At 63.3% G+C, this 24,098-nt stretch carries 24 protein-coding genes; 9 read left to right on the top strand and 15 right to left on the bottom strand.

Going from position 1 to position 24,098, the window contains the following annotated elements:
* Positions 1–201: 201 nt before the first annotated feature.
* Positions 202–2,850: an aminopeptidase N gene (gene pepN, locus NN662_RS13345; RefSeq protein WP_261930731.1), complete on the bottom strand. Its 2,649-nt coding sequence runs from the start codon at positions 2,848–2,850 to the stop codon at positions 202–204.
* Between the two features lie 298 nt (positions 2,851–3,148).
* Here pepN and NN662_RS13340 point away from each other — a divergent pair, with 298 nt between their 5' ends.
* Entirely contained in the window at positions 3,149–4,087 is a 939-nt protein-coding gene (locus NN662_RS13340; RefSeq protein ID WP_261930730.1) for a DMT family transporter, read from the top strand.
* A 6-nt stretch (positions 4,088–4,093) separates the two neighbouring features.
* Here NN662_RS13340 and NN662_RS13335 read toward each other — a convergent pair whose 3' ends face one another.
* Positions 4,094–5,332, bottom strand: a complete 1,239-nt coding sequence (locus tag NN662_RS13335; protein WP_261930729.1) for an MFS transporter — start codon at positions 5,330–5,332, stop codon at positions 4,094–4,096.
* Positions 5,333–5,697: 365 nt separating this feature from the next.
* Here NN662_RS13335 and NN662_RS13330 point away from each other — a divergent pair, with 365 nt between their 5' ends.
* Positions 5,698–6,633, top strand: coding sequence for a hypothetical protein (locus NN662_RS13330; RefSeq protein WP_261930728.1), 936 nt, complete (start codon positions 5,698–5,700; stop codon positions 6,631–6,633).
* Between the two features lie 52 nt (positions 6,634–6,685).
* Here NN662_RS13330 and NN662_RS13325 read toward each other — a convergent pair whose 3' ends face one another.
* From NN662_RS13325 to NN662_RS13295, 7 genes are all read right to left on the bottom strand, one after another.
* Positions 6,686–6,841: a hypothetical protein gene (locus tag NN662_RS13325; protein ID WP_261930727.1), complete on the bottom strand. Its 156-nt coding sequence runs from the start codon at positions 6,839–6,841 to the stop codon at positions 6,686–6,688.
* Between the two features lie 45 nt (positions 6,842–6,886).
* Positions 6,887–7,069 (bottom strand): hypothetical protein, encoded by a 183-nt coding sequence (locus NN662_RS13320; RefSeq protein WP_261930726.1) that lies wholly within the window; start codon positions 7,067–7,069, stop codon positions 6,887–6,889.
* Positions 7,070–7,262: 193 nt separating this feature from the next.
* Positions 7,263–8,144 (bottom strand): uracil-DNA glycosylase, encoded by an 882-nt coding sequence (locus NN662_RS13315; RefSeq protein WP_261930725.1) that lies wholly within the window; start codon positions 8,142–8,144, stop codon positions 7,263–7,265.
* A gap of 38 nt (positions 8,145–8,182) precedes the next feature.
* Entirely contained in the window at positions 8,183–8,377 is a 195-nt protein-coding gene (locus NN662_RS13310; RefSeq protein ID WP_261931966.1) for a hypothetical protein, read from the bottom strand.
* A 109-nt stretch (positions 8,378–8,486) separates the two neighbouring features.
* Positions 8,487–9,530, bottom strand: coding sequence for a diguanylate cyclase domain-containing protein (locus tag NN662_RS13305; protein WP_261930724.1), 1,044 nt, complete (start codon positions 9,528–9,530; stop codon positions 8,487–8,489).
* Positions 9,531–9,728: 198 nt separating this feature from the next.
* On the bottom strand, positions 9,729–10,517 hold the full coding sequence (locus tag NN662_RS13300) for an SDR family oxidoreductase (RefSeq protein ID WP_261930723.1): 789 nt from the start codon (positions 10,515–10,517) through the stop codon (positions 9,729–9,731).
* A 77-nt stretch (positions 10,518–10,594) separates the two neighbouring features.
* Positions 10,595–11,890 (bottom strand): Hsp70 family protein, encoded by a 1,296-nt coding sequence (locus tag NN662_RS13295; protein WP_261930722.1) that lies wholly within the window; start codon positions 11,888–11,890, stop codon positions 10,595–10,597.
* Positions 11,891–12,170: 280 nt separating this feature from the next.
* Here NN662_RS13295 and NN662_RS13290 point away from each other — a divergent pair, with 280 nt between their 5' ends.
* Positions 12,171–13,835 carry an electron transfer flavoprotein-ubiquinone oxidoreductase gene (locus tag NN662_RS13290; protein WP_261930721.1) on the top strand — a complete coding sequence of 555 codons (1,665 nt, stop codon included), beginning with the start codon at positions 12,171–12,173 and terminating at the stop codon, positions 13,833–13,835.
* 42 nt (positions 13,836–13,877) lie between these two features.
* Here NN662_RS13290 and NN662_RS13285 read toward each other — a convergent pair whose 3' ends face one another.
* A complete protein-coding gene (locus NN662_RS13285) occupies positions 13,878–14,024 on the bottom strand; it encodes a hypothetical protein (RefSeq protein WP_261930720.1) in 147 nt (48 codons plus the stop codon).
* A 198-nt stretch (positions 14,025–14,222) separates the two neighbouring features.
* Here NN662_RS13285 and NN662_RS13280 point away from each other — a divergent pair, with 198 nt between their 5' ends.
* The 3 genes from NN662_RS13280 to NN662_RS13270 all read left to right on the top strand — a co-directional run bounded on the left by NN662_RS13280 (position 14,223) and on the right by NN662_RS13270 (position 17,273).
* Complete coding sequence (locus NN662_RS13280) at positions 14,223–15,329, top strand: branched-chain amino acid aminotransferase (RefSeq protein ID WP_261930719.1); 1,107 nt, start codon at positions 14,223–14,225, stop codon at positions 15,327–15,329.
* Positions 15,330–15,513: 184 nt separating this feature from the next.
* Positions 15,514–16,158: a hypothetical protein gene (locus NN662_RS13275; protein ID WP_261930718.1), complete on the top strand. Its 645-nt coding sequence runs from the start codon at positions 15,514–15,516 to the stop codon at positions 16,156–16,158.
* A 161-nt stretch (positions 16,159–16,319) separates the two neighbouring features.
* Complete coding sequence (locus NN662_RS13270) at positions 16,320–17,273, top strand: AEC family transporter (protein WP_261930717.1); 954 nt, start codon at positions 16,320–16,322, stop codon at positions 17,271–17,273.
* Between the two features lie 19 nt (positions 17,274–17,292).
* On the opposite strand, the gene NN662_RS13265 is transcribed toward NN662_RS13270, so the two are convergent.
* The gene (locus tag NN662_RS13265) at positions 17,293–18,195 is read right to left on the bottom strand and encodes a DMT family transporter (RefSeq protein ID WP_261930716.1); all 903 of its coding nucleotides are present in this window, start codon (positions 18,193–18,195) and stop codon (positions 17,293–17,295) included.
* Positions 18,196–18,337: 142 nt separating this feature from the next.
* On the opposite strand from NN662_RS13265, the gene NN662_RS13260 reads away from it, so the two are divergent.
* Positions 18,338–18,817, top strand: a complete 480-nt coding sequence (locus tag NN662_RS13260; RefSeq protein WP_261930715.1) for an Lrp/AsnC family transcriptional regulator — start codon at positions 18,338–18,340, stop codon at positions 18,815–18,817.
* Here the strand turns inward: NN662_RS13260 and mgtE are convergent.
* Both mgtE and NN662_RS13250 read right to left on the bottom strand, forming a co-directional pair.
* Complete coding sequence (gene mgtE, locus NN662_RS13255) at positions 18,814–20,184, bottom strand: magnesium transporter (protein ID WP_261930714.1); 1,371 nt, start codon at positions 20,182–20,184, stop codon at positions 18,814–18,816. The genes NN662_RS13260 and mgtE overlap by 4 nt on opposite strands.
* Positions 20,185–20,642: 458 nt before the next feature.
* Entirely contained in the window at positions 20,643–21,656 is a 1,014-nt protein-coding gene (locus tag NN662_RS13250; protein ID WP_261930713.1) for a zinc-binding alcohol dehydrogenase family protein, read from the bottom strand.
* A gap of 104 nt (positions 21,657–21,760) precedes the next feature.
* On the opposite strand from NN662_RS13250, the gene NN662_RS13245 reads away from it, so the two are divergent.
* Together NN662_RS13245 and NN662_RS13240 are read left to right on the top strand one after the other, a co-directional pair.
* Positions 21,761–22,180, top strand: coding sequence for a winged helix-turn-helix transcriptional regulator (locus tag NN662_RS13245; RefSeq protein ID WP_261930712.1), 420 nt, complete (start codon positions 21,761–21,763; stop codon positions 22,178–22,180).
* 118 nt (positions 22,181–22,298) lie between these two features.
* Complete coding sequence (locus tag NN662_RS13240; protein WP_261930711.1) at positions 22,299–22,739, top strand: EF-hand domain-containing protein; 441 nt, start codon at positions 22,299–22,301, stop codon at positions 22,737–22,739.
* Positions 22,740–22,782: 43 nt separating this feature from the next.
* Here NN662_RS13240 and NN662_RS13235 read toward each other — a convergent pair whose 3' ends face one another.
* Both NN662_RS13235 and NN662_RS13230 read right to left on the bottom strand, forming a co-directional pair.
* Positions 22,783–23,376: an HD domain-containing protein gene (locus tag NN662_RS13235; RefSeq protein WP_261930710.1), complete on the bottom strand. Its 594-nt coding sequence runs from the start codon at positions 23,374–23,376 to the stop codon at positions 22,783–22,785.
* 81 nt (positions 23,377–23,457) lie between these two features.
* Positions 23,458–24,033 (bottom strand): helix-turn-helix domain-containing protein, encoded by a 576-nt coding sequence (locus NN662_RS13230; protein ID WP_261930709.1) that lies wholly within the window; start codon positions 24,031–24,033, stop codon positions 23,458–23,460.
* Positions 24,034–24,098: the final 65 nt, after the last annotated feature.

Here is a 24,098-nt window from a genome sequence, read left to right as displayed (position 1 = left end):
GCCATGCGAATCTGGGTCCATGGAATCAAAGGTGATTCGGGAAGTCCAGCCCAAAAAGTAACGATTTTTTAACCGCTTGTTATGACTCGCATTTTTTCGGGAGCCCTGCGCTGCAGGCTCCGACCCGCGCCTGTCAAGGCGAGGGGAGGCGGGAATCACAGATGTTTGGCGAGCGTCTCCGGCCTCTGCCGAGGGCCTCGATCAGGCCTTCAGCATGCGCTCGACGATGTCGCGGACATCGGTCGAAAGGCCGCTCGCCGCTTCGATCCTTTCGAGGGCGGCGCGGGCATGCGCGCTGCGCGTCGCCTCCAGCGATTGCCAGGATCGCATCGAGGTCAGGAGACGGGAGGCAAGCTGCGGGTTCTTGCCGTCGATCGCGAGGATCTCGGAGGCGAGGAAATCGTATCCGGCGCCGTCCTTGCGGTTGAAGCCCGTCGGGTTGCCGAAGGCGAACGAGCCGATCAGGGAGCGGACGCGATTCGGGTTGCCGGCATTGAAGAGCGGGTCGGCCTTGAGCGCCTTGACGCGAGACAGCGCGGCGTCGCCGGGCGCTGTCGCCTGGATCGAGAACCACTTGTCGATGACGAGCGCGTTGTCCTGGAAGCGGTCCTTGAAGGTTTCGAGCGCCTGGCGCGTCTCGTCGGCATCCGGATAGGCATGCACGAGCAGGCTCAGCGCGTGCGCGAGCTCGGTCATGTTGTTGGCCCCGGCAAAAGCGGCGGCGACACGCTGAGGGGACGCCTCGGCATGGGCGAGATAGGTGAGGGCGCAGTTGCGAAGTGCGCGCTTGCCGGCGCTGGCCGCGTCGGGGCTGAAGGCGCCGGAGGTTTCCATCGCCTCGTAGAGCGAGACGAAGCGCGCCGGATCATGGCTGGCGATCGCTGCAATGACGGCGACGCGGGCGGCGTGGATCGCATCCGGATCGTTGTCGGCGCCGAGTTCGCGGGCAATGTCGGATTCGGTCGGCAGCAACAGCGCCTGGGCCCGGAAGGCCGGCTCCAGCGTGTCGTCGGATGCGATGGCATAGAGCGTGTCGATCAGCGCCGGGTCGCAGCTTGCCGGCTGTCCGGCGCGGACATCCCTGGCGGCAGCCGTGAGGATCGACAGGGCGATGTCGGTAATCGCCTGCCAGCGGGCGAAGAGGTCGGTGTCGTGGCGGGCGATGTGGATGAGGTCGGGAACCGGCATCGGGAAATGCAGGTTGACCGGGGCCGAGAAACCGCGGTTCAGCGACAGGACAGGGCGGGCCGAGATGCCGGAGAACACCACCTTCTGCTTGCGCTTCACGAGATGCAGCACGTCGTCGGTCACGGTCGCGCCGGTGACCTTCGACGGCTCGGCAATGCCGCCGTTCGGCAGGATCAGCGCGAATTTCAGCGGGATATGCGCGGGCGACTTGTTCGGCTGGCCAGGCGTGGCCGGGATCATCTGCTCGAGCGACAGCGAGAAGGTCTTCCTGGCTGCGTCATATTCCGCCGAAGCCGTGACGAGGGGCGTGCCGGCTTGATTGTACCACAGCGAAAACTGGCCGAGATCGCGGCCGCTGGCATCCTCGAAGCATTTGACGAAGGTCTCGACGGTGGTCGCTTCGCCGTCGTGGCGGTCGAAATAGATGTCCATGCCCTTCTTGAAGAGGTCGGGGCCGAGGATGGTCGAGATCATCCGGGTGACTTCGGACCCCTTCTCGTAGACGGTCGTCGTGTAGAAGTTGTTGATCTCGCGATAGGTCGTCGGCCTTACCGGATGGGCAAGCGGCCCGGCATCTTCCGGGAACTGCTCGGCTCTGAGGTGACGGACCTCGGCGATGCGCTTGACGGCGCGCGAGCGCTGGTCGGCGGAAAACTCGTGATCGCGATAGACCGTCAGGCCTTCCTTGAGGCACAGCTGGAACCAGTCGCGGCAGGTGATGCGGTTGCCGGTCCAGTTGTGGAAATATTCATGCGCGATGATCGCCTCGATATTGGCGTAGTCGGCATCGGTCGCCGTTTCCGGATCTGCAAGGATGTACTTGTCGTTGAAGACGTTGAGCCCCTTGTTCTCCATGGCGCCCATGTTGAAGTCGGAGACGGCGACGATCATGAAGATGTCGAGATCGTATTCGCGACCGAAGCGCTCCTCATCCCACTTCATCGAACGCTTCAGCGCGTCCATGGCATAGGCGGCGCGCGGCTCCTTGCCGTGCTCGACATAGATCTTCAGCGCGACCTCGCGGCCGGTCATGGTGGTGAACGTGTCTTCGACAACGCCGAGATCGCCGGCGACCAGCGCAAACAGGTAGCTCGGCTTCGGGTGCGGATCGAACCAGGCGGCGAAATGCTTGTCCGGCCCGAAGCCGGCGCCGCCGAGGAAATTGCCGTTCGACAGAAGCAGCGGATTGGCCTGCTTGTCGGCGATGATGTTGACCGTGTAGAGCGCCAGGACGTCGGGCCGATCGGGGAAATAGGTGATCCGGCGAAAACCTTCCGCCTCGCACTGCGTGCAATAGATGCCGTTGGTCCGGTAGAGGCCCATCAGCTGCGTGTTGGCTTCCGGGTTGATGATTGTGGTGACGCAGATCTCGAACGGCTCTGCCGCCGGCAGGCCCCTGACCTCGAGCCGGTCCGGGGTCGCGGTGTAGCGTTCGGCGTCAAGCTCGATCTGGTCGATCAAGAGGCCCTGGAGCGCGAGGCTGTCGCCGTCGAGCACCAGCGGTGCTGCGGGATCCGTGCCTTCGCGGCGATGGAAGATCAGCCGCGCCTCGACCTTCGTCTCGGTTGGATCCAGTTCGAACGTCAGGTCAACGCGCTCAAGAACGAAATCTGTCGGCTGGTAGTCTGCCAGACGAATGACCTGGCCCGTATCTGTTCGCATAAGAAATCCTGGAGTGGTTCCCGTTTGGAATTCCTTGGAAGGCAGCTTCCCTTCGGAATCTTTATTTCGCTCGCCGATGTTCCCATGAAAGTCTGAACCAAAGCTAAAATTTTATTCATTCGCCATGAAAAAGTTCCTGACAGTCCGCATGCGGGAAATATCCGGCAACGGCGCCAGGTTTTCTTTTCTTTGGGCTGGAAAAACCTGCCCAAAGGTTTAGGACCTTTGACGAGCACAACTCACCTTCCATCGCCCGCCTTTCGCATGGTGCCCCGAAATACAATCAAGAAGTCCAGTCATGAGCGCCGAACTCCTCAATCCCATGCGGGGAATTCTTCTGAAATTGCTGTCGGTCGTCTTCTTCGTGGCCATGCAGACCTGCATCAAGGCGGTGGGTGACGCAGCCGCCACCGGTCAGATCACTTTCTACCGCTCGGCCTTCGCCATGGTGCCGATCTTCTCCTATCTCGCCTATCGCGGCGCGCTGAGAACCGCGTTCGCGACCGCCAATCCGGCGGGCCACCTCAAGCGCGGCGTCCTCGGCATCGTCTCCATGGGGCTCGGCTTCTACGGGCTGGTGCTGCTGCCGCTGCCCGAGGCGATCGCCATCGGTTACGCCATGCCGCTGCTGGCGGTGGTGTTCGCGGCGCTTCTGCTGCACGAGACGGTGCGGGTCTATCGCTGGACGGCCGTCTTCTTCGGCATGGTCGGGGTGATGATCATCTCCTGGCCGAAGCTCACCCTTTTCCAGTCCGAGGGCTTCGGCTCGCTGGCAGCACTCGGCGTGCTCGCCGTGCTGGCGTCGGCGACCCTCGGGGCGCTCGCGCAGATGCAGGTGCGCCAGCTGGTGGGCTCGGAAAAGACCGCGACGATCGTTCTCTATTTCTCGCTGACGGCGGCTGTGTTTTCGCTGGCGACCATTCCGTTCGGCTGGCCGCACCTTTCCTGGAACCACGCCACGCTGCTGATCGCGTCCGGCTTCCTCGGCGGAGCAGGGCAGATCCTTCTGACCGAGAGCTATCGCCAGGCCGATGTTTCGACCGTCGCCCCGTTCGACTATTCGTCGATCCTGCTGGGGATCGCGATCTCCTACTTCCTCTTCGACGAAGCGCCGACGCTGACCACCATCATCGGCACCGTTTTCGTCGTCTCGGCCGGCATCTTCATCATCTACCGCGAGCACAAGCTCGGGCTCGAGCGCCGGGCGGCGCGCGAAGCGGGCGCGCAGCGGGTCTGACGGCGATCAGATCTCTTCGCTGAGCGCCGAGCCGGGGCTGTTGACCGGATCGGTGGCATTGATCGGAACGGCCATCGCCTGGAAGTCCGTCTTGTCGACGACGCCTTCGAGATCCGCGCGCCGGGTGCGCCGCCAGGCGGCATAGGCGGCGTAGATGACGAACAGGATCATCATCAGCCAGATCATGCCGATCGGCCCTGTGGCGTTCATCACGACGCCGGAGAGAAGGGGTCCGCCGACGGTGCCGAGGCCGTAGAGGATCATGATGCCGCTGGAGATTGTCACATATTCCTGAGGGTCCGCGAGGTCGTTGGCATGCGCGGCATTGAGCGCGTAGATCGGGAAGAGGCCGATGCCGAGGACGAAGGCGGCGATGTAGGTGACGACGTTGGCGCCGACGAGGCCCATCACCACGCAGGCAAGGCCGCCGATCAGTCCGCAGCCGATCATCACCAGACGGCGGTCGAACTTGTCGGAGAGGCGGCCGATCGGGATCTGGAAGATCGCGCCGCCGGCAAGGCAGGCCGCCAGCAGTGTGGCGCCCTCGGCGGTGGTGAAGCCGATGCGCTGAGCGAACACGCCGCCGAGGCTGCCCCAGGTGCCCCAGAGGGCGCCGGACAAGAGCGAGCCGATGAAGGCGATCGGCGAGCGGCGGAAGAGCTTCGGCAGGTCGAACTTGCCCTGGCTGATCGGCATCGGCGACTGTGCGCTCGACAAGGTGGTCGGCAGCAGCGCGAACGAAAAGATGATGCCGCAGGTGATGAACAGGCCGGTGGTCAGCGGATCGCCGAGCGGCACGAAATACTGGCCGGCAATCGAACCGACCAGCGACGTCACCATGTAGAAGGAGAACAGCGAGCCGCGATTCTCGTTGTTGACCCGCTCGTTGAGCCAGCTTTCGATGATCATGTAGGCGCCGGCGATGGCGAAGCCGGCGAGGCCGCGAAAGGCGAACCATGCGAATTCGTTGACGACGAGCGAGCAGCTGAGGCAGGAGACGGTCAAAAGGGTGATCACGGCACCGAAGACGCGCACATGGCCGACCCGCTGCACGAGCTTCGGAACGACAAGCCCGGCGACCACGAAACCGCATGTATAGCCGGTGGCGATGATCGAGATCGAAAGCGTCGACCAGCCTTCCGCCAGCGCGCGGATCTGAACCAGGTAGTTCATCAGCCCGTATCCGGTCATCATGAGCAGCGTGGAAGCCATCAGGCTGGCAACGGAAATGAGGCTATTGAGCATCCGGTTCGCTTTCTTGTTACGGCGGGGCTGTCTGCGCGAATTGGTGCGATTGGATCATTGCGCGGGGGCGCAGGTCAACCGGCTTGCCGATGCTTTCAGACCGCCGGTTCGGAATCCATGCAATTCTATCAAGTGGCGCCCAACTCCATGGGCCGGATTGCGACACCGCCCGGCGGTGCTGAGACGCGCGGATCGTAACATCTGCGGATTGCGGCCATGTGCTTTTTTTGGGAAACCGCGGTAGAAGTTCTCTATCGCCACAGAGATTTTCGGACCGCGCTGATTTTTTCAAACGGTATTTGCCCATGCCCATTGGTGTTCCGACGGGCGTATTTCATTTTTGGATTGGAGTTGAATAGACGCTGATGCCCCGGAGTGTCGAAGAGCTGTCGCAGCACCCCGCCTTCCTGAATGCCCTGGCGCAATGGTCATCCACTTGCCGGTCGATGTTCGAAAGCTCGCCGCGGCTGACTCTGTCCATGGCGACGCACCAGCGCTGGCTGATGATCCAGGCGGCCTATGCCCTCTACATGGAAGAACTCGATCGCGCCGATGACGGTTTCACGCTGACGGACATCAAGGATCTGCTGCTGCCGTTGAAGGTGGTCAGCCGCAACACGCTGCTGGCCTTCATCGACGAGCTGGTCGCCTACCAGCATGTTCTCGACGTTACACCTGACGGCCGTCGGCGTCCGCGCCGGTTTGCGGCATCGGATTTCAGCAGTTACCTGCTGTTTCTCTGGTATGGCGCCAATCTCTCCTCGCTCGATTCGATGGACGGCGGATCACGGGCGACCAGCTTGTTCGAGAAGCCCGAACTTTTTTGCATTGCCCAGCCGAGAATGGCGCGCAACTGCCTTGCCGACGCGCGCTGGCGTCACCCGACGGACCGCGTGGGCCATTTCCTGTGGACCGTTTCGGGCGGGCTCGTGGTCGACGAATTCATTCAGAAGATCGGCGGTCTGAAACCGGCGGACGGCCGGTTCGATCTTGGTGCGGTGGATATCGAGGAGATGTCGGCAGCCTTCATGATCTCGACGACTCATCTGCGCCGGATCCTCCGCAATGCGATCAAGGCGGAACTGATCGGCTGGCAGGGGACCTCAAACCGTTCGCCGATGTGGATCAGCGAGGCATTCGTTGACGAATACATGCGCTGGCAGGCAGTCAAGTTCCATTATGTGGAAGAGGCGTTCGAATGGGCTCAGGCGAAGCCAGCGGTCAGCGTCGCCGCCCGCAACACGATCTATTCAGCGCTGCAGAGCGGCGATCAGGCGAAGAGCATGGGTAGCGCACGGTAGGGCGGACCCGTCATAGAAAGCGACCGCCGGACAATAATCCCCGACCAGAACGTCAAAGAGGAACGGCGGCGGCCGGGTCGTTGACGGTGCTGCGGCGCTTGGCCTTCGACGAAAGCTCGTCGGCAAACGCCTGCGAGGCCCTGACGGCCTGATTGATCGCCGACAGCTCGTTCCAGCTGTGCAACATGTCCCTGATGGGTTTAAACAAGGTCATTCTCCTTCGCCGCAGGCATTCCAGAAACGGCCAGTTGGCTCAACGTTCCTGGAAATCAGCAAAAATGGCAGCGGGTCGAGTGATGTGGCCGTAGCCGCGTGCGGTCAGTTGCTCGTTGGCGACAGCGCCGAACTGGTGATAGGACCGAGCGGCGTGAAGCCGGTCGCCCGCGATGCGGAGGGTTTCGAAGCCCGAATGGATAGGGCGAAAACGGTTGGACATTGCCTTGGTTCCTAATTCGATTCGTTCCTCCCAAGACACAGGCCGTATATTGCGGTGCGAAGTTCGTTTTGCAATGCAGCATTTCGCGCAACAGCCATGCACCCGGCGCATGGCAGGTTTCATAAAACTTTAACCAAATGCAGTCGGTGAGTGGTCGGCAGGTGGGCGTCAGCGATGGAAGAGCCGGAAAAGCTCAGTTCATCGCTTTCGCGAGCCGCTCAGAAAGCTTCTGCAGGTCCTGCCATGCCATGCGCTTGCTGAGCGGCGCGGCGATCAGATCCTGCGGATGGAAGGTGGCGATTGCGGGCACGGGCTTGGCGCCGCCAAGGTCGAGATCGCGCCATTCGCCGCGCAGCGCATGGATGGGGCGGTTGCCGCCAAACAGCATGCGTGCCGCGAGATTGCCCATGATGAGCAGCACGGGCGGGTTCACCAGCGCGATGGCGCGCTCGATGAAAGGTCGGCAGATGTCCGTCTCGGCAGGGGAGGGCGCGCGGTCGCCCGGCGGCCGCCAGGGGATTGACGAGGTCAGAAGAACGTCGTCGCGGGAAAGCTGGATCGCCGCGAGCATGCGGTCGAGGAGCGCGCCGGCCGGGCCGCTGAAGGGGGCTCCTTCGCGGTCGTCGTCGGCGCTCGGCGCCGAACCGACGATCATCAGCCGGCAGGCTGTGGTCCCAGCAGAAAAGACGCTGTTGCGCGCACTGTTCTTGAGGTTGCAGCCGGAAAACGCTTTGATGGCCTCTTCGAGCGCTTCGAGCGAGCCGGCGCCTTCAGCGGCAAGCCGCGCCTGGGCCACGGCCTGTTCGTCGGGTATGGCGACCGGCTGCGATGACGGCCGCGCCGCGGGTTCGGCGCGCTGCACGCTGTTGCGCGCGGGCCGTTCCTGCCTGGTCGGTGCCTGGCTTTCCCGGATCGCCGCCCTTGCGGCCTGCTGCGCCCTGAACTCCGCGAAACGATCCTGCGGCTCGTCCTCAAGCAACCATTCAACGCCCGATTCCGCATAGAAATGCAGGAGTGCGGCCAGTTCGTCGGGCTGATAGAGGTCGATGGGGGTGGTGTTCATGGTCGATACCATAGACCAACAGCCTCACGGCTGAAAGGCCACCGGTTCCCTCAGCGCAGGTAACGACGGGAAACCCACAGGAGGACGATGCCGGCCACGGCGAGGATCGCGCCGTTGGTGATCCACGGGCTCTGGTCGATCATGAAGCTGGAGGCAGGATAGGGGAAGTATCCGCTGCCCTGACCCATCCAGACGATGCCCATGAGGATAGCCAGAACGGCAATGACGGTTGCGACCTTGCGGATCATGTGTGACGCCTTATCGAAAGAGCCTGTAGCTCATGACAATATGGGCGCAACCCCATGCGAGGGCAAGTGCGACGCCTCGGGCTTGTTCCGGCGAACCGGATCGAGCCTAGACCGTGAAACCCTGCCGGCCGTAGAGCGCGTAGTTGCGACCGTCGCCGCCGACGTCATTCATGTCGGCATGGAAGACGGTTTCGGGCTGGCCGGCCGACTTTGCGCTTTCGAGTGCCAGTTCGGCGTTGCGGATCAGCATGGCGGCCGTGCCGGCCCCGAACGTGTCGGCGCAGCCGAACGAGATCTGCAGCGGCGGCGCCTTTGGCAGGAGCGGTCGTACGGCCTCGACCTGCCGGGTCAGGTTGTCGCGCAGCGTGTTGCAGAACTGCACGATGCCCTGCTTCTCACCGGACGTGATGAGGAAGGCCATCTGTGGCTGTTCCAGCCAGTAGCCCTCATCATCCTGCTCCAGTCTTTGCAGAACAAAGGCGCCGAATTTCTCGAGGATCATCGTCTTCGGCTTGAGAAGTTGCGGGGCGTCGAGATATTCGAAATTGCGGACGCTGCCGAGGATCAGCGTGATGCTCTGTGTGAAGCGCTCCTGACGGTAGATTTCGGCTAGCTGCTTGTTGTAGGCGCGCCGGTTGTTGAGGCCGGTCATCGGATGCAGGAATTTCGCCTTGGCGACGTCCGACATTTCGTCCGACAGCTGATCGACGGAACGCATCTGCTCGCCGACGGATCGCAGCACGCCGGCGGAATAGGCGCTCTGCTCCTCGGTCGCCGAGGTGACGCGGGCAAGTTCCTTGCGGATGGCGGCAGTATCGGCCGGATTGATCCGGTCGAAGCGTTCGTTGGCCGTCTTCAGCGTCTCGCTGTATTCCTTGAGTTTGGACTGACCCTGATGGAGCAACTGCTGAAGGGTGCTCAGTTCGTCGCGCAGCGTGTCGGCGGATTGTTCGTAGATCGAATCGCCGAAATGGTGCGGCAGGAATTCGCGGGCCAGCGCTTCGACGGCTGCCGGCGTGATATTCTTGCCGAGTTCGGAAAAGCGGCGACGCAGCTCCGGATTGTTGCCGGAGACGATGTCATGAATGAGTTCGAAGTTGACCGGGCTTGCTTCGAGCCGGAAGCGCTCCAGGAGGGCGAGCGTGCTCATGCTCATCTCCTGTCTCGGATTGCTTCTTACCGGCTGCTTCATGGTCATGCCCCGCATTTAGAACTGGTTATGCTATGGGGTTATATCTAACGCCGGTACTTTAAGAATCTCTTGAGATTTACACCATGCCGGCGGCAGCATTCCGGCATGGTTAAGCAATAGAGACGGGCACTTGTTGAAGTCGATCGATTTCTCTTGTCAGATCGACTTCGCCGCGCCGCCGTCGCATCGGATCAGGCTGCCGGTGATATAGCTGGCGGGCTCCGAAACGAGGAATGCGGCGGTTGCCGCGAACTCCTCGACACGCCCGTAGCGGCCCGCCGGAATGGCGGCCTGGGATGTCGAGCGAACGTCCTCGAACGGACGCCCGGACCGCTCGGCATTGGCGCGGTCCAGCTGATCGAGACGCGCCGTGGCGATGCGTCCGGGAAGAAGCAGGTTGGCCGTTACGCCATGCCTGGCGATTTCCGAAGACAGCGTCTTGTTCCAGCCGACCAGTGCCGAGCGCAGCGTGTTGGAGAGCGCGAGATTGGGGATCGGCTCGAACACGCCGGAAGAGGCGACCGTCAGGATGCGCCCCCAGCCATGCTCCTTCATCGACGGCAGCAGCGCCGAGGTCAGCGAGATGATGCTGACCACCATCGACTGGAAATAGGTCTGCAGGTTTTCCGCCGACATCTCTTCCGCGCTGCCGGGCACCGGGCCGCCGGTATTGTTGACGAGGATGTCGACGCGGCCGAGCTTGTCCTTGACGGCGGACACCAGTCTTGCGGTGGCCGCGGGATCGTTGAGGTCGACGGCGACCCAGTCCGCCTTGCCGGCCTTCTCGGCATTGATCGCATCGCAATTGGCTTCGAGTTTTTCGCCGTTGCGTCCGCAGGTCAGCACATGCGCGCCTTCGCGTGCCAGCGCCTGGGCAATGCCGAGGCCAAGGCCGCTCGACGAGGCCAGAACCAGCGCCCGCTTACCCTTCAATCCGAGATCCATCGCCACTCTCCCTGAACGATCATTTTCGCGTGCAAGTGGTTATAGGCGATCGAAGATGGATTGGAAGGGGGAGGGCGTCAGGCCGTCCATCGTTCGATATCGGCGACATCGCCGATCAGCGCCAGGCCGTGGGCGATCGACAGCAGTTCCTCGCCGGTCTCGATCTTGCCGGCATCGAAGCGGTTGGTGAAAATCCGCCGCACGGCGGGCACGAAGGATGTGCCGCCCGTGAGGAACACCTTGTCCACCTGGCTTTCGGCCGTCCCGGTCTTTGCCAGCACTTCGTCCAGCCCTTCCTCCAGCCGTGCCAGATCGTCGGAAATCCAGCCGTCGAAGTCGCCTCTGCGGATGGTGCGGCGGCTGTCCGGACCGAGCGGCGCGAAGTAAAATTCCGTTTCCTCTTCGTGCGACAGCGCCATCTTGGCCGCCGACACCGCCTGATAGAGCGGGTAGCCCTCGTCGTAGTCGATCAGGTCGATGAAGCGCTCCAGCTTCTCCGGCTCAAGGCTGGAGGAAACCAGTTTCTGCAATTCGGAAAATTCGCGACTTGCCTTGAACACCGACAGCTGGTTCCAGCGGCCGAACTGCGCGTAATAGCTGGTCGGCACTTCCAGCGTCTTGCCGAAGCTCTTGAAATGGCTGCCCTTGCCGATCTGCGGCGAAACGACATTGTCGATGATGCGGAAATCGAAATTGTCGCCGGCCACGCCGACGCCGGACTGCCCGATCGGCGTCGCGCGCAATTCTCCTGCGACGAATTCGAAGCGGATCAGCGAATAGTCGGTCGTGCCGCCGCCGAAATCCGCGACCAGGACGGTCGCATCGCTCTTCAGCCGGCGGGCGAAGTAATAGGCCGCGGCGACCGGCTCGTAGACGTAGTGAATTTCCGGGAATCCGAGGCGACCGAGGGCTTCGTTGTAGCGCTGCACGGCCAGGGCCTCGTCGGGCCGCGCGCCCGCAAAGCGCACCGGGCGGCCGGCGATCACGCGGCTGACATCGGTTGGCCAGCCATCGCCGGCATAGTGTTTGAGACGGCGGATGAAGATTTCCATCAGGTCTTCGAAATCATGCCGCCGCGCGTGAACCAGCGTGCCCTGGAAGAGCGCGCTTGCCGCAAAGGTCTTGATCGACTGCAGGAAGCGGCATTCGCCCGGATTGTCGATGAATTGGCGGATCGCCGCGTGGCCCGCCTCGACGGTGAGCGCATGCACGCCGAGCTTCCGGTCCTTCATGAAGGACAGTGCCGTGCGCATGCTGTTTGCCGTCTGCGTCCCGTCGGAAAAGGCAAGCGACGCCGTGCCGCCGCCATCCTGACTGGCAAGCGCTATCACCGTGTTCGTCGTGCCAAAATCGAGACCCAGCGCGGACGCCATCGTCGCACTCCCATTTTCTTGAATTGTCGTTTCGGAAATCGCACCGGCAAATCGCGCCGCGAATGCCGGGGCAGGTACCATCGCTGCCGTCGCGCCGCAACCACCCGCGACCCGATGACGCCGACTTCATTCCGCAAATATATTGACGTTTACGTAAAAGTTATTGTAGCTTTTGCGGAAAAGGGCACACCACTGTCGCACTGCGGCTCGACAAGGGGGTGCGCTTTTGACAAAGGATAATGCCCAGAAAGACAGGCATGCCATACCAGGGGTGGACGGAATGAGTGAAGCGATGGAACTTCCCGAACGCGAAAGCATGGAATTCGACGTTGTGATCGTCGGCGCCGGTCCTGCCGGCCTGTCGGCGGCGATCCGGTTGAAGCAGCTGAACGAGGAGCTTTCCGTCGTCGTTCTGGAAAAGGGCGCGGAGGTCGGTGCGCATATCCTGTCGGGCGCCGTCGTCGATCCGGTCGGCATCGATGCGCTGCTGCCGGGCTGGCGCGAGGAGGAGGGGCATCCCTTCAAGACCGAGGTCAAGGACGACCACTTCCTGTTCCTCGGCCCCGCCGGTTCCATCCGTTTGCCGAACGCCTTCATGCCGCCGCTGATGAACAATCACGGCAACTTCATCGTCTCGCTCGGCAATGTCTGTCGCTGGCTGGCCGAGAAGGCCGAGGCGCTCGGCGTCGAAATCTATCCGGGCTTTGCCGCGACCGAAGTGCTCTATAACGAGGCCGGCGCCGTCTACGGCGTTGCGACCGGCGACATGGGCATCGAGAAGAACGGCGAGCCCGGCCCGAACTTCACCCGCGGCATGGAGCTGCACGGCAAATACGTGCTGATCGGCGAAGGCGTGCGCGGCTCGCTCGCCAAGCAGCTGATTGCCAAGTTTGAGCTCGACAGGGATTCGGACGTGCCGAAGTTCGGCATCGGCCTCAAGGAACTCTGGGAGGTCAAGCCGGAGAACCACAAGCCGGGCCTCGTGCAGCATTCCTTCGGCTGGCCGCTCGGCATGAAGACCGGTGGCGGCTCCTTCCTCTATCACCTGGAAGACAATCTGGTGGCCGTCGGCTTCGTGGTGCACCTCAATTACAAGAACCCCTATCTCTACCCCTTCGAGGAATTCCAGCGCTTCAAGACGCATCCGGCGATCGCCGGGACGTTTGCGGGCGGCAAGCGCATCTCCTACGGCGCCCGCGCCATCACCGAAGGCGGCTACCAGTCGGTGCCGCGCCTGTCCTTCCCGGGCGGCGCGCTGATCGGCTGTTCGGCGGGCTTCGTCAACGTGCCGCGCATCAAGGGCAGCCACAATGCCGTCATCTCCGGCATGATGGCGGCGGAGAAGCTGGTGGACGCGATCGCCGCCGGCCGCGCCAATGACGAACCGGTCGAGATCGAGAACGCCTGGCGTTCGAGCCTGATCGGCAAGGACCTGAAGCTGGTCCGCAACGTCAAGCCGCTCTGGTCGAAGTTCGGCACGGCGATCGGCGTCGCGCTCGGCGGTCTCGACATGTGGACCAACACGCTGTTCGGCTTCTCCTTCTTCGGCACGCTGAAGCACGGCAAGACCGATGCCCAGTCGCTGCAGCCGGCCGCCAACTTCCAGCCGATCGACTATCCGAAGCCGGATGGCGTCCTGACCTTCGACCGCCTGTCCTCGGTGTTCCTGTCGAACACCAATCACGAGGAAGACCAGCCGGTGCACCTGAAGGTCAAGGACATGGCGTTGCAGAAGGCGTCGGAACTCGGCGTCTATGCCGGCCCGTCGAACCGCTACTGTCCGGCGGGCGTCTACGAATGGGTGGAAAAGGACGGCGAGGAAACCTTCGTCATCAACGCCCAGAACTGCGTCCACTGCAAGACCTGCGACATCAAGGACCCGAACCAGAACATCACCTGGGTCCCGCCGCAAGGCGGCGAAGGCCCCGTCTATCCGAATATGTGATTTCGGATGTGGCGGGATGGTGCAGCCGTCCCGCCCGTTCGTTCAGTGGCAGTGAACCTGGCCCGCCTTGTTGTCCATGTGGCAGCACTGCCCGGCCGGTGAGCTCTTGCGGCAGCCGCCGCCATGGGCGAATGCGGCATTGGCGATGACCATGCCCAGGACCGTCATTGCGGCAAATGCTGTTTTCATGTTTTCTCCCCCCTGCACCGGTTATGGTGACACCTCGATCGCCGTGAGGCAAATTTGCCGGTAACGTCTATCCTTGAGCGCACTTGGATGTTCCTTCAAAAGAGACTTGCAGACGCGCGGCCCGAGGGATATGCGAGTACCCGAATTTAAAGGTCAGCAAGGCTGACCGACCGAGAGGAAACGAAAGGTTTGCCTGCGATGCCTGCCGATACCGCGTCCCTGACATTCTCCATCAAGCCGAATGCGAACCCCATGCCGGCGGCGGAACGGGCCAAGCTGTTTGAAAATCTTGGCTTCGGCACGGTCTTCACCGACCACATGGCGGTCATCCGCTGGACCGAGGGCAAGGGCTGGCATTCGGCCGAAGTGACCGCCCGCGCGCCGTTCCCGATCGATCCGGCCAGCGCCGTCCTGCATTACGCCCAGGAAATCTTCGAGGGCATGAAGGCCTACCGCACCGGCGACGGCCGCGCGGTGCTGTTCCGTCCCGAGCAGAACGCCCGCCGCTTCAACGAATCCGCCCGTCGCATGGCGATGCCGGAGCTGCCCGAGGCACTCTTCCTCGAGGCGGTCGACAAGCTTGTGCGCCAGGACGGCGACTGGATCCCGGCGGGCGAGGGTGGCAGTCTCTATCTGCGCCCATTCATGTTCGCCAACGAGGCCTTCCTCGGCGTTCGTCCGGCCCGCGACTACATCTTCTGCGTCATCGCCTCGCCGGTCGGCCCCTACTTCAAGGGCGGCGCCAAGCCGGTTTCGATCTGGGTATCGGAACATTACAGCCGCGCCGCTCCGGGCGGCACGGGCGCAGCCAAGTGCGGCGGCAACTATGCGGCCAGCCTGCTTGCCCAGGCCGAAGCCTACAAGAATGGCTGCGATCAGGTCGTCTTCCTCGATGCCGCGGAAAAGCGCTACATCGAAGAGCTGGGCGGCATGAACGTCTTCTTCGTCATGGATGACGGCTCCGTCGTCACCCCGCCGCTCGGCGGTTCCATCCTGCCCGGCATCACCCGCGCCTCGATCATCCAGCTTGCCCGCGACGCCGGCGCCACCGTCGTCGAGCGTCCCTACACCTTCGAGGAATGGCAGGCGGACGCCAAGAGCGGCAAGCTCAAGGAAGCCTTCGCCTGCGGCACCGCTGCGGTCGTCGCCGCCATCGGCACGGTCAAGTTCGACGGCGGGGAGTTCAAGATCAGCGGCGGCGAGACCGGCCCGCTGACCGAGAAGCTCCGCACCCAGCTGGTCGGCATCCAGAAGGGCCAGACCAACGACCCGCACGGCTGGGTCAAGGTCATCGACGGCATCTGACATCGTTTCCCTAGGCTTTATGAAAGGCCGGAGCGGCTTCGCTCCGGCCTTTATTTATGTCGACTGCGGGATGTTCTTGATCGATCGAAGTATAGTCCGGGGATGAACGCCACATTCACTCGCAGTTCAGGCAGGCGTCGATATCACCTTCCTCGTCAACAAGACGAACCGGAGAGGGAACATCATGACACGCAGCATTATTATCGCAGCTGCCTCATTCGCACTGGCCAGTGGGGTTTTCGCATCGTCGGCATCAGCGGCTGACTGGATCGACAAGGTCGACGTTACCAGGGCCGGGATCGACGTGATCCCGATTGAAGTGACCGCCGGGGACAGCGGTTACAAGGCGCTGAAGCCCACCTCGCACAAGTTCTCATTGCACCTTTACGCCAAGGCGAAGACCGGCAAGCGCATCGTCGCGGGCGCGCTCGGCACGTTCAATGGCGTCGAGTTCTTCGAAAGCCCCGGCAATCTCTGGCAGCAGAGTTTTACGGGCCGCGATATCGGTGGCGGTGAGGCCAAGACCTTCAGCCGTGACCATTCGGTCTCGATACCTGTCGTCAAGCTCGGCTGGCAGGGCAAGGATCCGGTCGCCATCTGCAATGCATTCCTGCAGCAGAAGGTCGCCGGCGGCATGAAGAAGTCGGATGTGCTGGCGAAGAACTGGAGCGTGCAGGCGCATGTCTTCTTCCAGTTCCAGGCCGTCGCCGCAAGGACCGGCAAGGCCAAGAATGACAAATGGAGCCTCGCGAACACGGAAAGCGAACGCAAGTCGCTGAGCTATCCGGTGTCGGTCACCTGCCTGTCCTCGGCGAAGATCGAGATGTGATCGCCAGAGGCGGATCATGAGCAGTCGCTGCCGGAGGCTTCCGGCGGCGGCTGCTTTTTTATGAGAAGCGGGATAGAGGCGACGGTTTCGCGGCGGATCGCCCTTGCAATCCATGGGATTTTGCTTGCAGTTCGGGTCATCCTCGCACGCCCGGACCTTCAATGCTCGATGTCGTCAATGTGACCGGTGTGGTCTTCGTCCTGATCGCGCTCGGCTTCTTCGCCGTCAAGATCTCGCTCTTTTCCGAGCGCGACCTCGGCGTCCTGATCAAATATGCCGTCAACTTCGCCCTGCCGGCGCTGCTGCTGCGGGCATTCGCGCTTCGGGATTTCTCCGAAATCGTCGACGGCGGTTATCTCGTCGCCTACGCCGCCGGTTCGCTGATCAGCTTCACCTTCTTCTACCTGGCAAGCCGCTACCTGTTGAAGCGCTCGGCCGGACAGGCGACCTTCCGCGCCGTCGGCACCAGTTCATCCAACAGCGGTTTCGTCGGCTATCCCATCGTTCTGGTGCTGCTGCCGGAGGTCGCCGACCGGGCGCTGGCCTTGAACATGATGGTCGAGAACATCCTGATCCTGCCGCTGACGCTGCTTCTCGCCGAACGCGCGACCAATGCCGAGATCGGCGGCCTGCCGCTTGCCCGCAAGATCGCCGGCAGGCTTCTCGGCAATCCGATGATCGTCGCGATCTTCGTTGGCCTCGCCATCTCCATTGCCGGCATTCCGCTGCCGCGGCTGATCTCTGGCCCGATTGACCTGCTCGCCTCGTCCAGCGCCGCCGTGTCACTGGTCGTCATCGGCGGAACCCTTGCCGGCCTCTCCCTCAATACCTTCAATTTCGACGTGTTCATGGTCACGGTCGGCAAGCTCGTCATCCACCCACTGGCGGTCTTCGCCATGGTCGCCCTGTTTGCCGGGCTCGGCTTCGGGATTGCTAATGGTGAGCTGGCGACGGCGGCGATCATCTATGCTGCGCTGCCGCCGATGTCGATCTATCCGATCCTCGCCGCCCGCTATGGCTTCCAGCATGTCGCCGCGCCGGCCCTGTTTCTGTCCACCTGTGCCTCGTTCTTCACGCTCTCCATCCTGATCTGGTTTCTGATGGGCGGCGCCTGAAGCGGCCCTCGCACATGGCTCAGCGGCGTGAGAGGATACCGGTCGAAAGCATGACGCCGAGGCCGGTGACGATCGTCGCGGCAATGCCTGCGATGCCCAAATCTTCCCCGAGGATCAGCGCGCCGCCAATGGCCGCCGACACCGGCGTCAGGGCCGTGAAGGCCGCCGCCCGCGTGCTGCCGAGTATCCGGATCGCCGTGCCGTAGGCAAGCGTGGCGACAAGCCCGGAAAGGATGCCCTGGCTGATGATCTGCGGCGTGATCTCGGCGATCGAGGCGGTGAAGAGATGCGTGCCGAACAGGGCCGCCAGCACGAGGTTGATGATTGTCGACCAGACGCAGATCAGCGCGCCGCCTTCTGTGGCGCTCAGGCCCGAATGGCGGAAGGCGTGGGAGTAGATCGCCCAGCAGGTGGCGGCGATCGGCAGGACGACATAGCTCCGCCAGCCGAGCGTTCCGGTCGCGGCACCCGCCAGAAGCAGGATCAGCCCGCCCAGGAATATGGCGAACATGCCGAGCTTGCGCGTCGCGTCCGGCCGTTCCCCGAGCACGGCCATGCCGATCAGGGCGGTCGCAAGCGGCATGGCGCCGGGCAGCAGCACGCCGGCGGCCGATGCCGGTGTCGCATGCAGGCCGTAGGCGGCGATCTGGAAGAATGGCGCGCCGGAGCCGATCACCATCAGGAGAAGCGGCAGCTTCGGCTTGCCTTTCGGCAGAAGGCCGGTCCTCAGCCAGACGGGAGTCAGCACGAGGGCGGGGATGCCATATCGCAGCAGGCTGAGATCGATCGCGCCGAGCGAGGTCGTCGCACTGTAGCGCGTAGCCAGCAGCCAGGCGGTCCAGACCATGACGGTGATCAGCGCACCGCCGGCGCCAATCAGGGCAGGGGCAGTCGTTTCGCGCTCGGCATTCAGCATCGCCATGTCATCAACTCCAGGAGGGGTGGGGGGACGTTCCGGGAGAGGAGAATAAGGTGAGTGGCTGCAGCCTGTCCTTGCTATCTGTGCCGCGAAGGCGCTATCAATTGGCACAATTGCAAAGATAAGGGCATCCGTTGTGAAGAATATGCCAAATCTGGACAGATTCGATATCGCCATCCTTGAGGCGTTGCAGCGGGATGCGCGGGCCACCAACGTGGAGATCGCCGAGAAGGTCAACCTCTCGCCATCGCCCTGTCTGCGTCGCATCCGCAATCTCGAGGCGGCTGGCATCCTGCGCGGCTACCGGGCGGATATCGACCGCACCGCGATCGGCCTCGAGCTCACGGTCTTCGTGGGCTTCAAGGTGGAGCGGCACAATTTCGAGAACGCGGCGGCCTTCCAGGACAGCCTGCTCGCCATACCCGAGGTGGTGTCCTGCTTCATGATCTCCGGCGAGACCGATTTCCTGGCCGAGGTCGTAGTCGAAAACCTCGCCGCCTACGACGCACTGCTGACGGAGCGCCTCCTGACCCTGCCTGCCGTTGTCGACATCCGCTCCAACTTCGCGATCCGCACGATCAAGACCGGCGGACCGCTGAAGCTGCCGAAAGCGGGCAGGGCCTAGAGGAGCGTGCCGCTGAGGATGACGACGGCGACGCTGAAGTAGATGACGAGGCCGGAGACGTCGACCAGCGTCGCGACGAACGGTGCCGAGGCGCTGGCCGGATCGAGCTTCAGCCGCTGCAGGAGGAAGGGCAGCATGGAGCCCGCCATCGAGCCGAAGGTGACGATGCCGACAAGGGCCGAGAACACGGTCAGTCCGACCAGCAGCCAGTGCGGGCCGTAATCGTAGAGGCCGATCTGCTGCCAGAGCGTGATGCGGGCGAGACCGACGAGACCGAGGATCGCGCCGAGCGACAGGCCGGCCGGCAGTTCGCGCAGCGCCACCCGCCACCAGTCGCCAAGCTTCAGCTCGCCGAGCGCTAGTGCGCGGATGATGAGCGAGGTCGCCTGCGAGCCGGAATTGCCGCCCGAGCTCATGATCAGCGGAATGAACAGGGTCAGCACGACGGCCTTTTCCAGTTCGCCCTCGAAATGCTGCATGGCGCTCGCCGTCAGCATTTCGCCGAGGAACAGGGCAGAGAGCCAGCCGGCCCGTTTGCGGATCATGTCGAGGAGGCCGATCTGCATGTAGGGCTTGCCGAGCGCTTCCATGCCGCCGAACTTCTGTGCGTCTTCCGTCGTGTCGGCGATCATTGTGTCGATGACGTCGTCGACGGTGACGATGCCGAGCACCCGGTCGGAGGCGTCGGTGACGGGCAGCGCCAGCAGGTCGTGCTTGCGGATGAGGCGGGCGACGTCTTCCTGCGGCATCAGCGGGCTGGCGCAGACCATCGCGCCGCGCTGCGACAGCGACAGGATGGGATCGTCCGGCTCGGCGGCGATCAGCCGGCGCAGCGTCACCACGCCGGCGAGATGCCGGTCGGCGTCGTCAAGCACGTAGATCGCATAGACAGTCTCGCGGGAATGGCCGACCTCGCGGACATGGGCAAGCGTCTCGGCGGCCGTCCAGTTTGACGGCACGCTGAGGAACTCCGTCGTCATCATCGCGCCGGCAGTGCGCGGCGGATAGTCGAGCAAATGCGTGACGGCACGGGCGGTTTCCGGGTCAAGCCGGGCAAACAGCGTGGCGCGGGTCGCAAAATCCGCCGACTGGAAGATGTCCGTCACCCGGTCGTTGGCGACCAGCTTCAGGAGATGTGACGAGCGTGCACTCGGCAGCGCAGCCAGAATGGCGGCGGCGTTTTCCAGCTCCGGCATGGACAGGATGCGCACGGCCTTGCGTTCGGGTAGGCTCAGAAGAACGGTTGCGGCTTCATTGGCGCCGGTCGTGTTCAGCCGTTCGACATATTCGGCGACGGTGACCGGGGTGATGGTGCCTAGAAAGCGGGCAGCATTTGCGGCCCTGCGGGGGATGCTGTTGATGTTCATGGGGTTCGCCTTTCCGTCGATCAGCCAATGACGGCCGATCAGGCGAACCGACGGAGGCGTCAGTCAGTGATGGCCGCGGGGGGACTTGGACAATCGACTACTACTGTCGCTTGGCATCTGGGATGATGGCTCCGTTGATATCCGCCCGGCAGAGGTAAATTGCGGGCGTGGCGAATAAATCGGTCTGAAATTGCCCAATGTCAATCGGGTCAAACCTGCGTCATGATGTCCAATTGGGGCAGGCATTAGCGCTCCGGATCGTCCCTTCTCCCCGCGAGCGGGGAGAAGGTGCCCGGCAGGGCGGATGAGGGGCAGTGGGAGGCGAGTGAACCCCGCGTTTGCAGGGGCTTGGTACGTTCATCGTCGGTGCGTGGACGGGATTGGGGCCGCCTTTGCCCCTCACCCTGGCCCTCTCCCCGCAGGCGGGGAGAGGGGAAGCCTTGTGGGTTCGGTCGACGTCAGAAGCCGGCGAGCACCAGCTTGCCCCTGGTCTTGTTGGTCTCGATCAGGGCGTGCGCCTTCTTCAGCGTCGCCGCATTGATCGGGCCCAGCACATCGGTCAGCGTCGAACGGATGGCGCCGGCATCAACGAGGTCGGCGACCTGGTCCAGCAGCCTGTGCTGCGCCTCGATGTCGCCGGTCTGGAAGACCGGGCGGGCGAACATCATTTCCCAGTGGATTGAGACCGCCTTCATCTTGAACGGCATGATGTCGAAGCTTGCCGGGTCGTCGATCAGCGCCACACGTCCCTGCGGGGCGATCAGGGCGGCGACGTCGCCGCCATGCCGGCCGCTGTCATTGGTAATGAAGGCAAAGCCCGGCGCCGGAATGCCGAGCGCCTCGACCTGCGGCGCCATCGCCTCGCTGTGGTCGATCACGTGATGGGCGCCGAGTTGCTTGACCCAGTCCTTGGTCTCCGGTCGGGACGCGGTGGCGATGACGGTGAGATCCGTCAGCGCGCGGGCGATCTGGATGGCGATCGACCCGACACCGCCGGCGCCGCCGACGATGAGGATGGAGCGGTGCTCGCCGGGCACCGGATCCTGCACCTTCAGCCGGTCGAACAGCGCCTCATAGGCGGTGATGGCGGTCAGCGGCAGGGCGGCGGCAGCGGGGAAATCGAGGCTCTTCGGCTTGCGCCCGACGATCCGTTCGTCGACAAGGTGGAACTCGCTGTTGGTGCCCTGGCGGTTGATCGCGCCGGCGTAATAGACCGCGTCGCCCGGCTTGAAGAGCGTGGCGTCCGGACCGGTGGCCTTGACGATGCCGGACGCATCATAGCCGAGCACCGTCTGCGGACCGTTGCGGGGCGGGCGATGGCCGCGGATCTTGACGTCGACCGGATTGACCGAAACGGCCTTGATCTCGACCAGCAGGTCACGGCCGGTCGGCTCGGGAACGGGCATGTCGATGTCGACGAGGGACTGTTCATCGGTGATCGGAAGCGGGGCGGAATAGGCGACGGCGCGCATGGCGAAACTCCTTGGTTGATTGGACAGGCCCCATTAAAGTGCTAGGATCAGTTTACGCAAGAATGCACAATTTATGTACGTAGTACCCAAAAGGATACTGTAAAATGTCGAGGCCGCGCGCGAAACTGACCAAGAATTTTCCCGGCTGCTTCGTCGAGGCGACGCTGTGCTTCCTCGATGGCAAGTGGAAAGGCGTCATCCTGTTCCACCTCATGGGCGGCACCCAGCGCTTCAACGCGCTTCGCCGCAAGATGCCGGGCATCACCCAGCGCATGCTGACGAAGCAGCTGCGCGAACTGGAGGATGCCGGCCTCGTCTCGCGCACCGTTCATCCGGTGGTGCCGCCGCATGTCGATTATGACCTGACGCCGCTCGGCCGCTCGCTGGAACCGGTCGTCCGGGCACTGGCCGCTTGGGGCGAGGCGCATGTCTTCTGCAATGACGGACGTCAGGAGTTGAAGGAACCCCAGCCGAAGACCGAGCTGCAGAAGGCGGCGCTCAAATATTTCGAGGCGGCGGAATAGCGTCGCTGCATCGGAGATTGATACATATCAAAGTTTGTATGTGTATTGTTGGATACCTTTGCGGAGTGGCTGGTTGGCGGGAACCGAACCAGACTTCGAAACCGGAAAGGAACTCGACATGAAACTCAGGAACACGACCGTGGCGGCGCTCGCCCTTGCCATGACGCTCACCTCTTCGCTGGCGTTCGCCCAGCAGGGCAGGGGCCAGATGGGCCGCTTTGCCGACATGGACGCCAATGGCGACGGCCAATTGAGCCGCCAGGAACTCCTCGACAGCGCCGAAAGCGTCTTCTACGCGATGGACGCCGACAGTGACGGAAAACTGACGCTTGAGGAATACATGTCGGTGCGCATGGGCCAGCAGCAGGGCAATAACGGCGCCATGCAGGCGGCGCGGCAAGCCGACAAGGAAGCCCGCTTCCAGCCGATGGATGCCGATGGCGACGAGCTGGTGAGCCTTGCGGAATTCACCGATGCCGCGGCGGCACGTTTCGATGCGGCCGACAGCGACGGCAATGGCCGGCTCATGCGTCCCGAATGGGGCAACGGAGGATTTTGAGCCGCCGTCGAGGGGGCGGACCGTCGTCGGCCCCTTCTTCCATTCAACGGGCCATGCGATCCCGTGTCGCTGCATCGACAAGGACGCGGATCTGCCTCGTGAGCGGGTGCCTTTCAGTCTGCGTCACGCCGTAGCCGAGATTGAAAGCATAATCGAAATCGGCCCTGTTCTGGCCGATGGCATGCTGCAGCATCGTCTCCAGCTTGTCGAAACCCTTGGCAAGGATCGCCTCCGGCGTCGCCGCTCCATCATATTCGTCCCACAGCGCCATGATATCCCGACGCAGGTCGTCGGGCAGAGACGCGGCAAGCGTTTCCATGTCCGCCCGCTCGCGTTCCGCCTTGCCGTCGTCCGGCGACTGGTCCGTTGCCGGCACGTCGCCGGAAATCGCCTCGCCGAGATCGTGGACGATGCAGAGCTTGACGAGTTTCAGCATGTCGCAGCCGGCCAGCTCCTTCTCGAACATCAGCACCATCAGGCAGAGCCGCCAGCTGTGCTCCGCCGTGCTTTCCGGCCTGCCACCGGAGGTGCAGCCGCTGCGCAGCGTGTCCTTCAGTTTCTCGGCGGCCTGCAGGAAGGTGATGATGCCGGCAAGGCGGTCTTCGGCGATCGGCGGAGGGTTGGCGGCATCGGTCATGGCATGATTCCAGGCGCATTGATTTGACGCCTTGCATCATGCGCAGCCGGGACCGGAGAGAAAGGCCGGCGGTCGCATAAGTTATGCGTGGGCGCTGCGCACACCATCGGTGACGAGCCGGGCAAACGTGCCGTCCGAGAGTGGCATGCGGGTCCAGCGGATCTCTCCGGCCCGGATCGCCACCTCCGGCCGGTTGGCGGCTTCGCTGATCACGGTGATTTCCGGCGAGACCGTCTCGAACCAGCCCTGCCGTTCCAGAAGCGCCTCGCCGCGGCGGATGCCGGGCGTGGCGTAGCGCCAGAGCGATTTTCCCTGCAAATCCTCCATGCCGAGCCGCCACTCCGCTGTCCTGCCCTGCGAGGCGGCGAGCAGCCGGTGCGTCAGGTCGCAGACGAGATGCATCGGCACGGCGGCATGGGTGACGAGCGCCATCAGCGCCGCATCTGCCGCCGAGTTCGGCCTGGCGGAGAGGAGGCGTTCGATGCGGAGCGCGTCCTCGCCGGTCGGCACCAAAAGGCCGGATTCCCAGCGCGAAACGGTGGTCTGCGCCACGCCGAAATCGGCGGCGAGCGCCGACTGCTTGACGCGATTGACCAGCCGCCAGCGCTTGAGGCCGGCGCCGATATTCCTGGCGATCCGTGGTGTGTCTTCCTGCATGACGATCAGATTAGTCCGGGCGCGTTATGCGCGCAATCGGCGATCGGATCGCGGCTTGCCAAACC

This window comes from Rhizobium sp. NRK18 (genome assembly GCF_024385575.1).
GTDB lineage: Bacteria > Pseudomonadota > Alphaproteobacteria > Rhizobiales > Rhizobiaceae > JANFMV01.
This window is presented reverse-complemented; position numbering and strand designations above follow the sequence as displayed.

Coding starts and splice junctions, on each gene's coding strand:
- NN662_RS13340 (WP_261930730.1), top strand. CDS start 3,149: ATGAGCGCCGAACTCCTCAATCCCATGCGGGGAATTCTTCTGAAATTG.
- NN662_RS13270 (WP_261930717.1), top strand. CDS start 16,320: ATGCTCGATGTCGTCAATGTGACCGGTGTGGTCTTCGTCCTGATCGCG.
- NN662_RS13285 (WP_261930720.1), bottom strand. CDS start 14,024: ATGAAAACAGCATTTGCCGCAATGACGGTCCTGGGCATGGTCATCGCC.
- NN662_RS13320 (WP_261930726.1), bottom strand. CDS start 7,069: ATGTCCAACCGTTTTCGCCCTATCCATTCGGGCTTCGAAACCCTCCGC.
- mgtE (WP_261930714.1), bottom strand. CDS start 20,184: ATGAACATCAACAGCATCCCCCGCAGGGCCGCAAATGCTGCCCGCTTT.
- NN662_RS13275 (WP_261930718.1), top strand. CDS start 15,514: ATGACACGCAGCATTATTATCGCAGCTGCCTCATTCGCACTGGCCAGT.
- NN662_RS13280 (WP_261930719.1), top strand. CDS start 14,223: ATGCCTGCCGATACCGCGTCCCTGACATTCTCCATCAAGCCGAATGCG.
- NN662_RS13330 (WP_261930728.1), top strand. CDS start 5,698: ATGCCCCGGAGTGTCGAAGAGCTGTCGCAGCACCCCGCCTTCCTGAAT.
- pepN (WP_261930731.1), bottom strand. CDS start 2,850: ATGCGAACAGATACGGGCCAGGTCATTCGTCTGGCAGACTACCAGCCG.
- NN662_RS13250 (WP_261930713.1), bottom strand. CDS start 21,656: ATGCGCGCCGTCGCCTATTCCGCCCCGCTTCCGATCACCGATGAACAG.
- NN662_RS13265 (WP_261930716.1), bottom strand. CDS start 18,195: ATGGCGATGCTGAATGCCGAGCGCGAAACGACTGCCCCTGCCCTGATT.
- NN662_RS13290 (WP_261930721.1), top strand. CDS start 12,171: ATGAGTGAAGCGATGGAACTTCCCGAACGCGAAAGCATGGAATTCGAC.
- NN662_RS13305 (WP_261930724.1), bottom strand. CDS start 9,530: ATGAGCACGCTCGCCCTCCTGGAGCGCTTCCGGCTCGAAGCAAGCCCG.
- NN662_RS13300 (WP_261930723.1), bottom strand. CDS start 10,517: ATGGATCTCGGATTGAAGGGTAAGCGGGCGCTGGTTCTGGCCTCGTCG.
- NN662_RS13335 (WP_261930729.1), bottom strand. CDS start 5,332: ATGCTCAATAGCCTCATTTCCGTTGCCAGCCTGATGGCTTCCACGCTG.
- NN662_RS13240 (WP_261930711.1), top strand. CDS start 22,299: ATGAAACTCAGGAACACGACCGTGGCGGCGCTCGCCCTTGCCATGACG.
- NN662_RS13245 (WP_261930712.1), top strand. CDS start 21,761: ATGTCGAGGCCGCGCGCGAAACTGACCAAGAATTTTCCCGGCTGCTTC.
- NN662_RS13260 (WP_261930715.1), top strand. CDS start 18,338: ATGCCAAATCTGGACAGATTCGATATCGCCATCCTTGAGGCGTTGCAG.
- NN662_RS13235 (WP_261930710.1), bottom strand. CDS start 23,376: ATGACCGATGCCGCCAACCCTCCGCCGATCGCCGAAGACCGCCTTGCC.
- NN662_RS13315 (WP_261930725.1), bottom strand. CDS start 8,144: ATGGTATCGACCATGAACACCACCCCCATCGACCTCTATCAGCCCGAC.
- NN662_RS13230 (WP_261930709.1), bottom strand. CDS start 24,033: ATGCAGGAAGACACACCACGGATCGCCAGGAATATCGGCGCCGGCCTC.
- NN662_RS13295 (WP_261930722.1), bottom strand. CDS start 11,890: ATGGCGTCCGCGCTGGGTCTCGATTTTGGCACGACGAACACGGTGATA.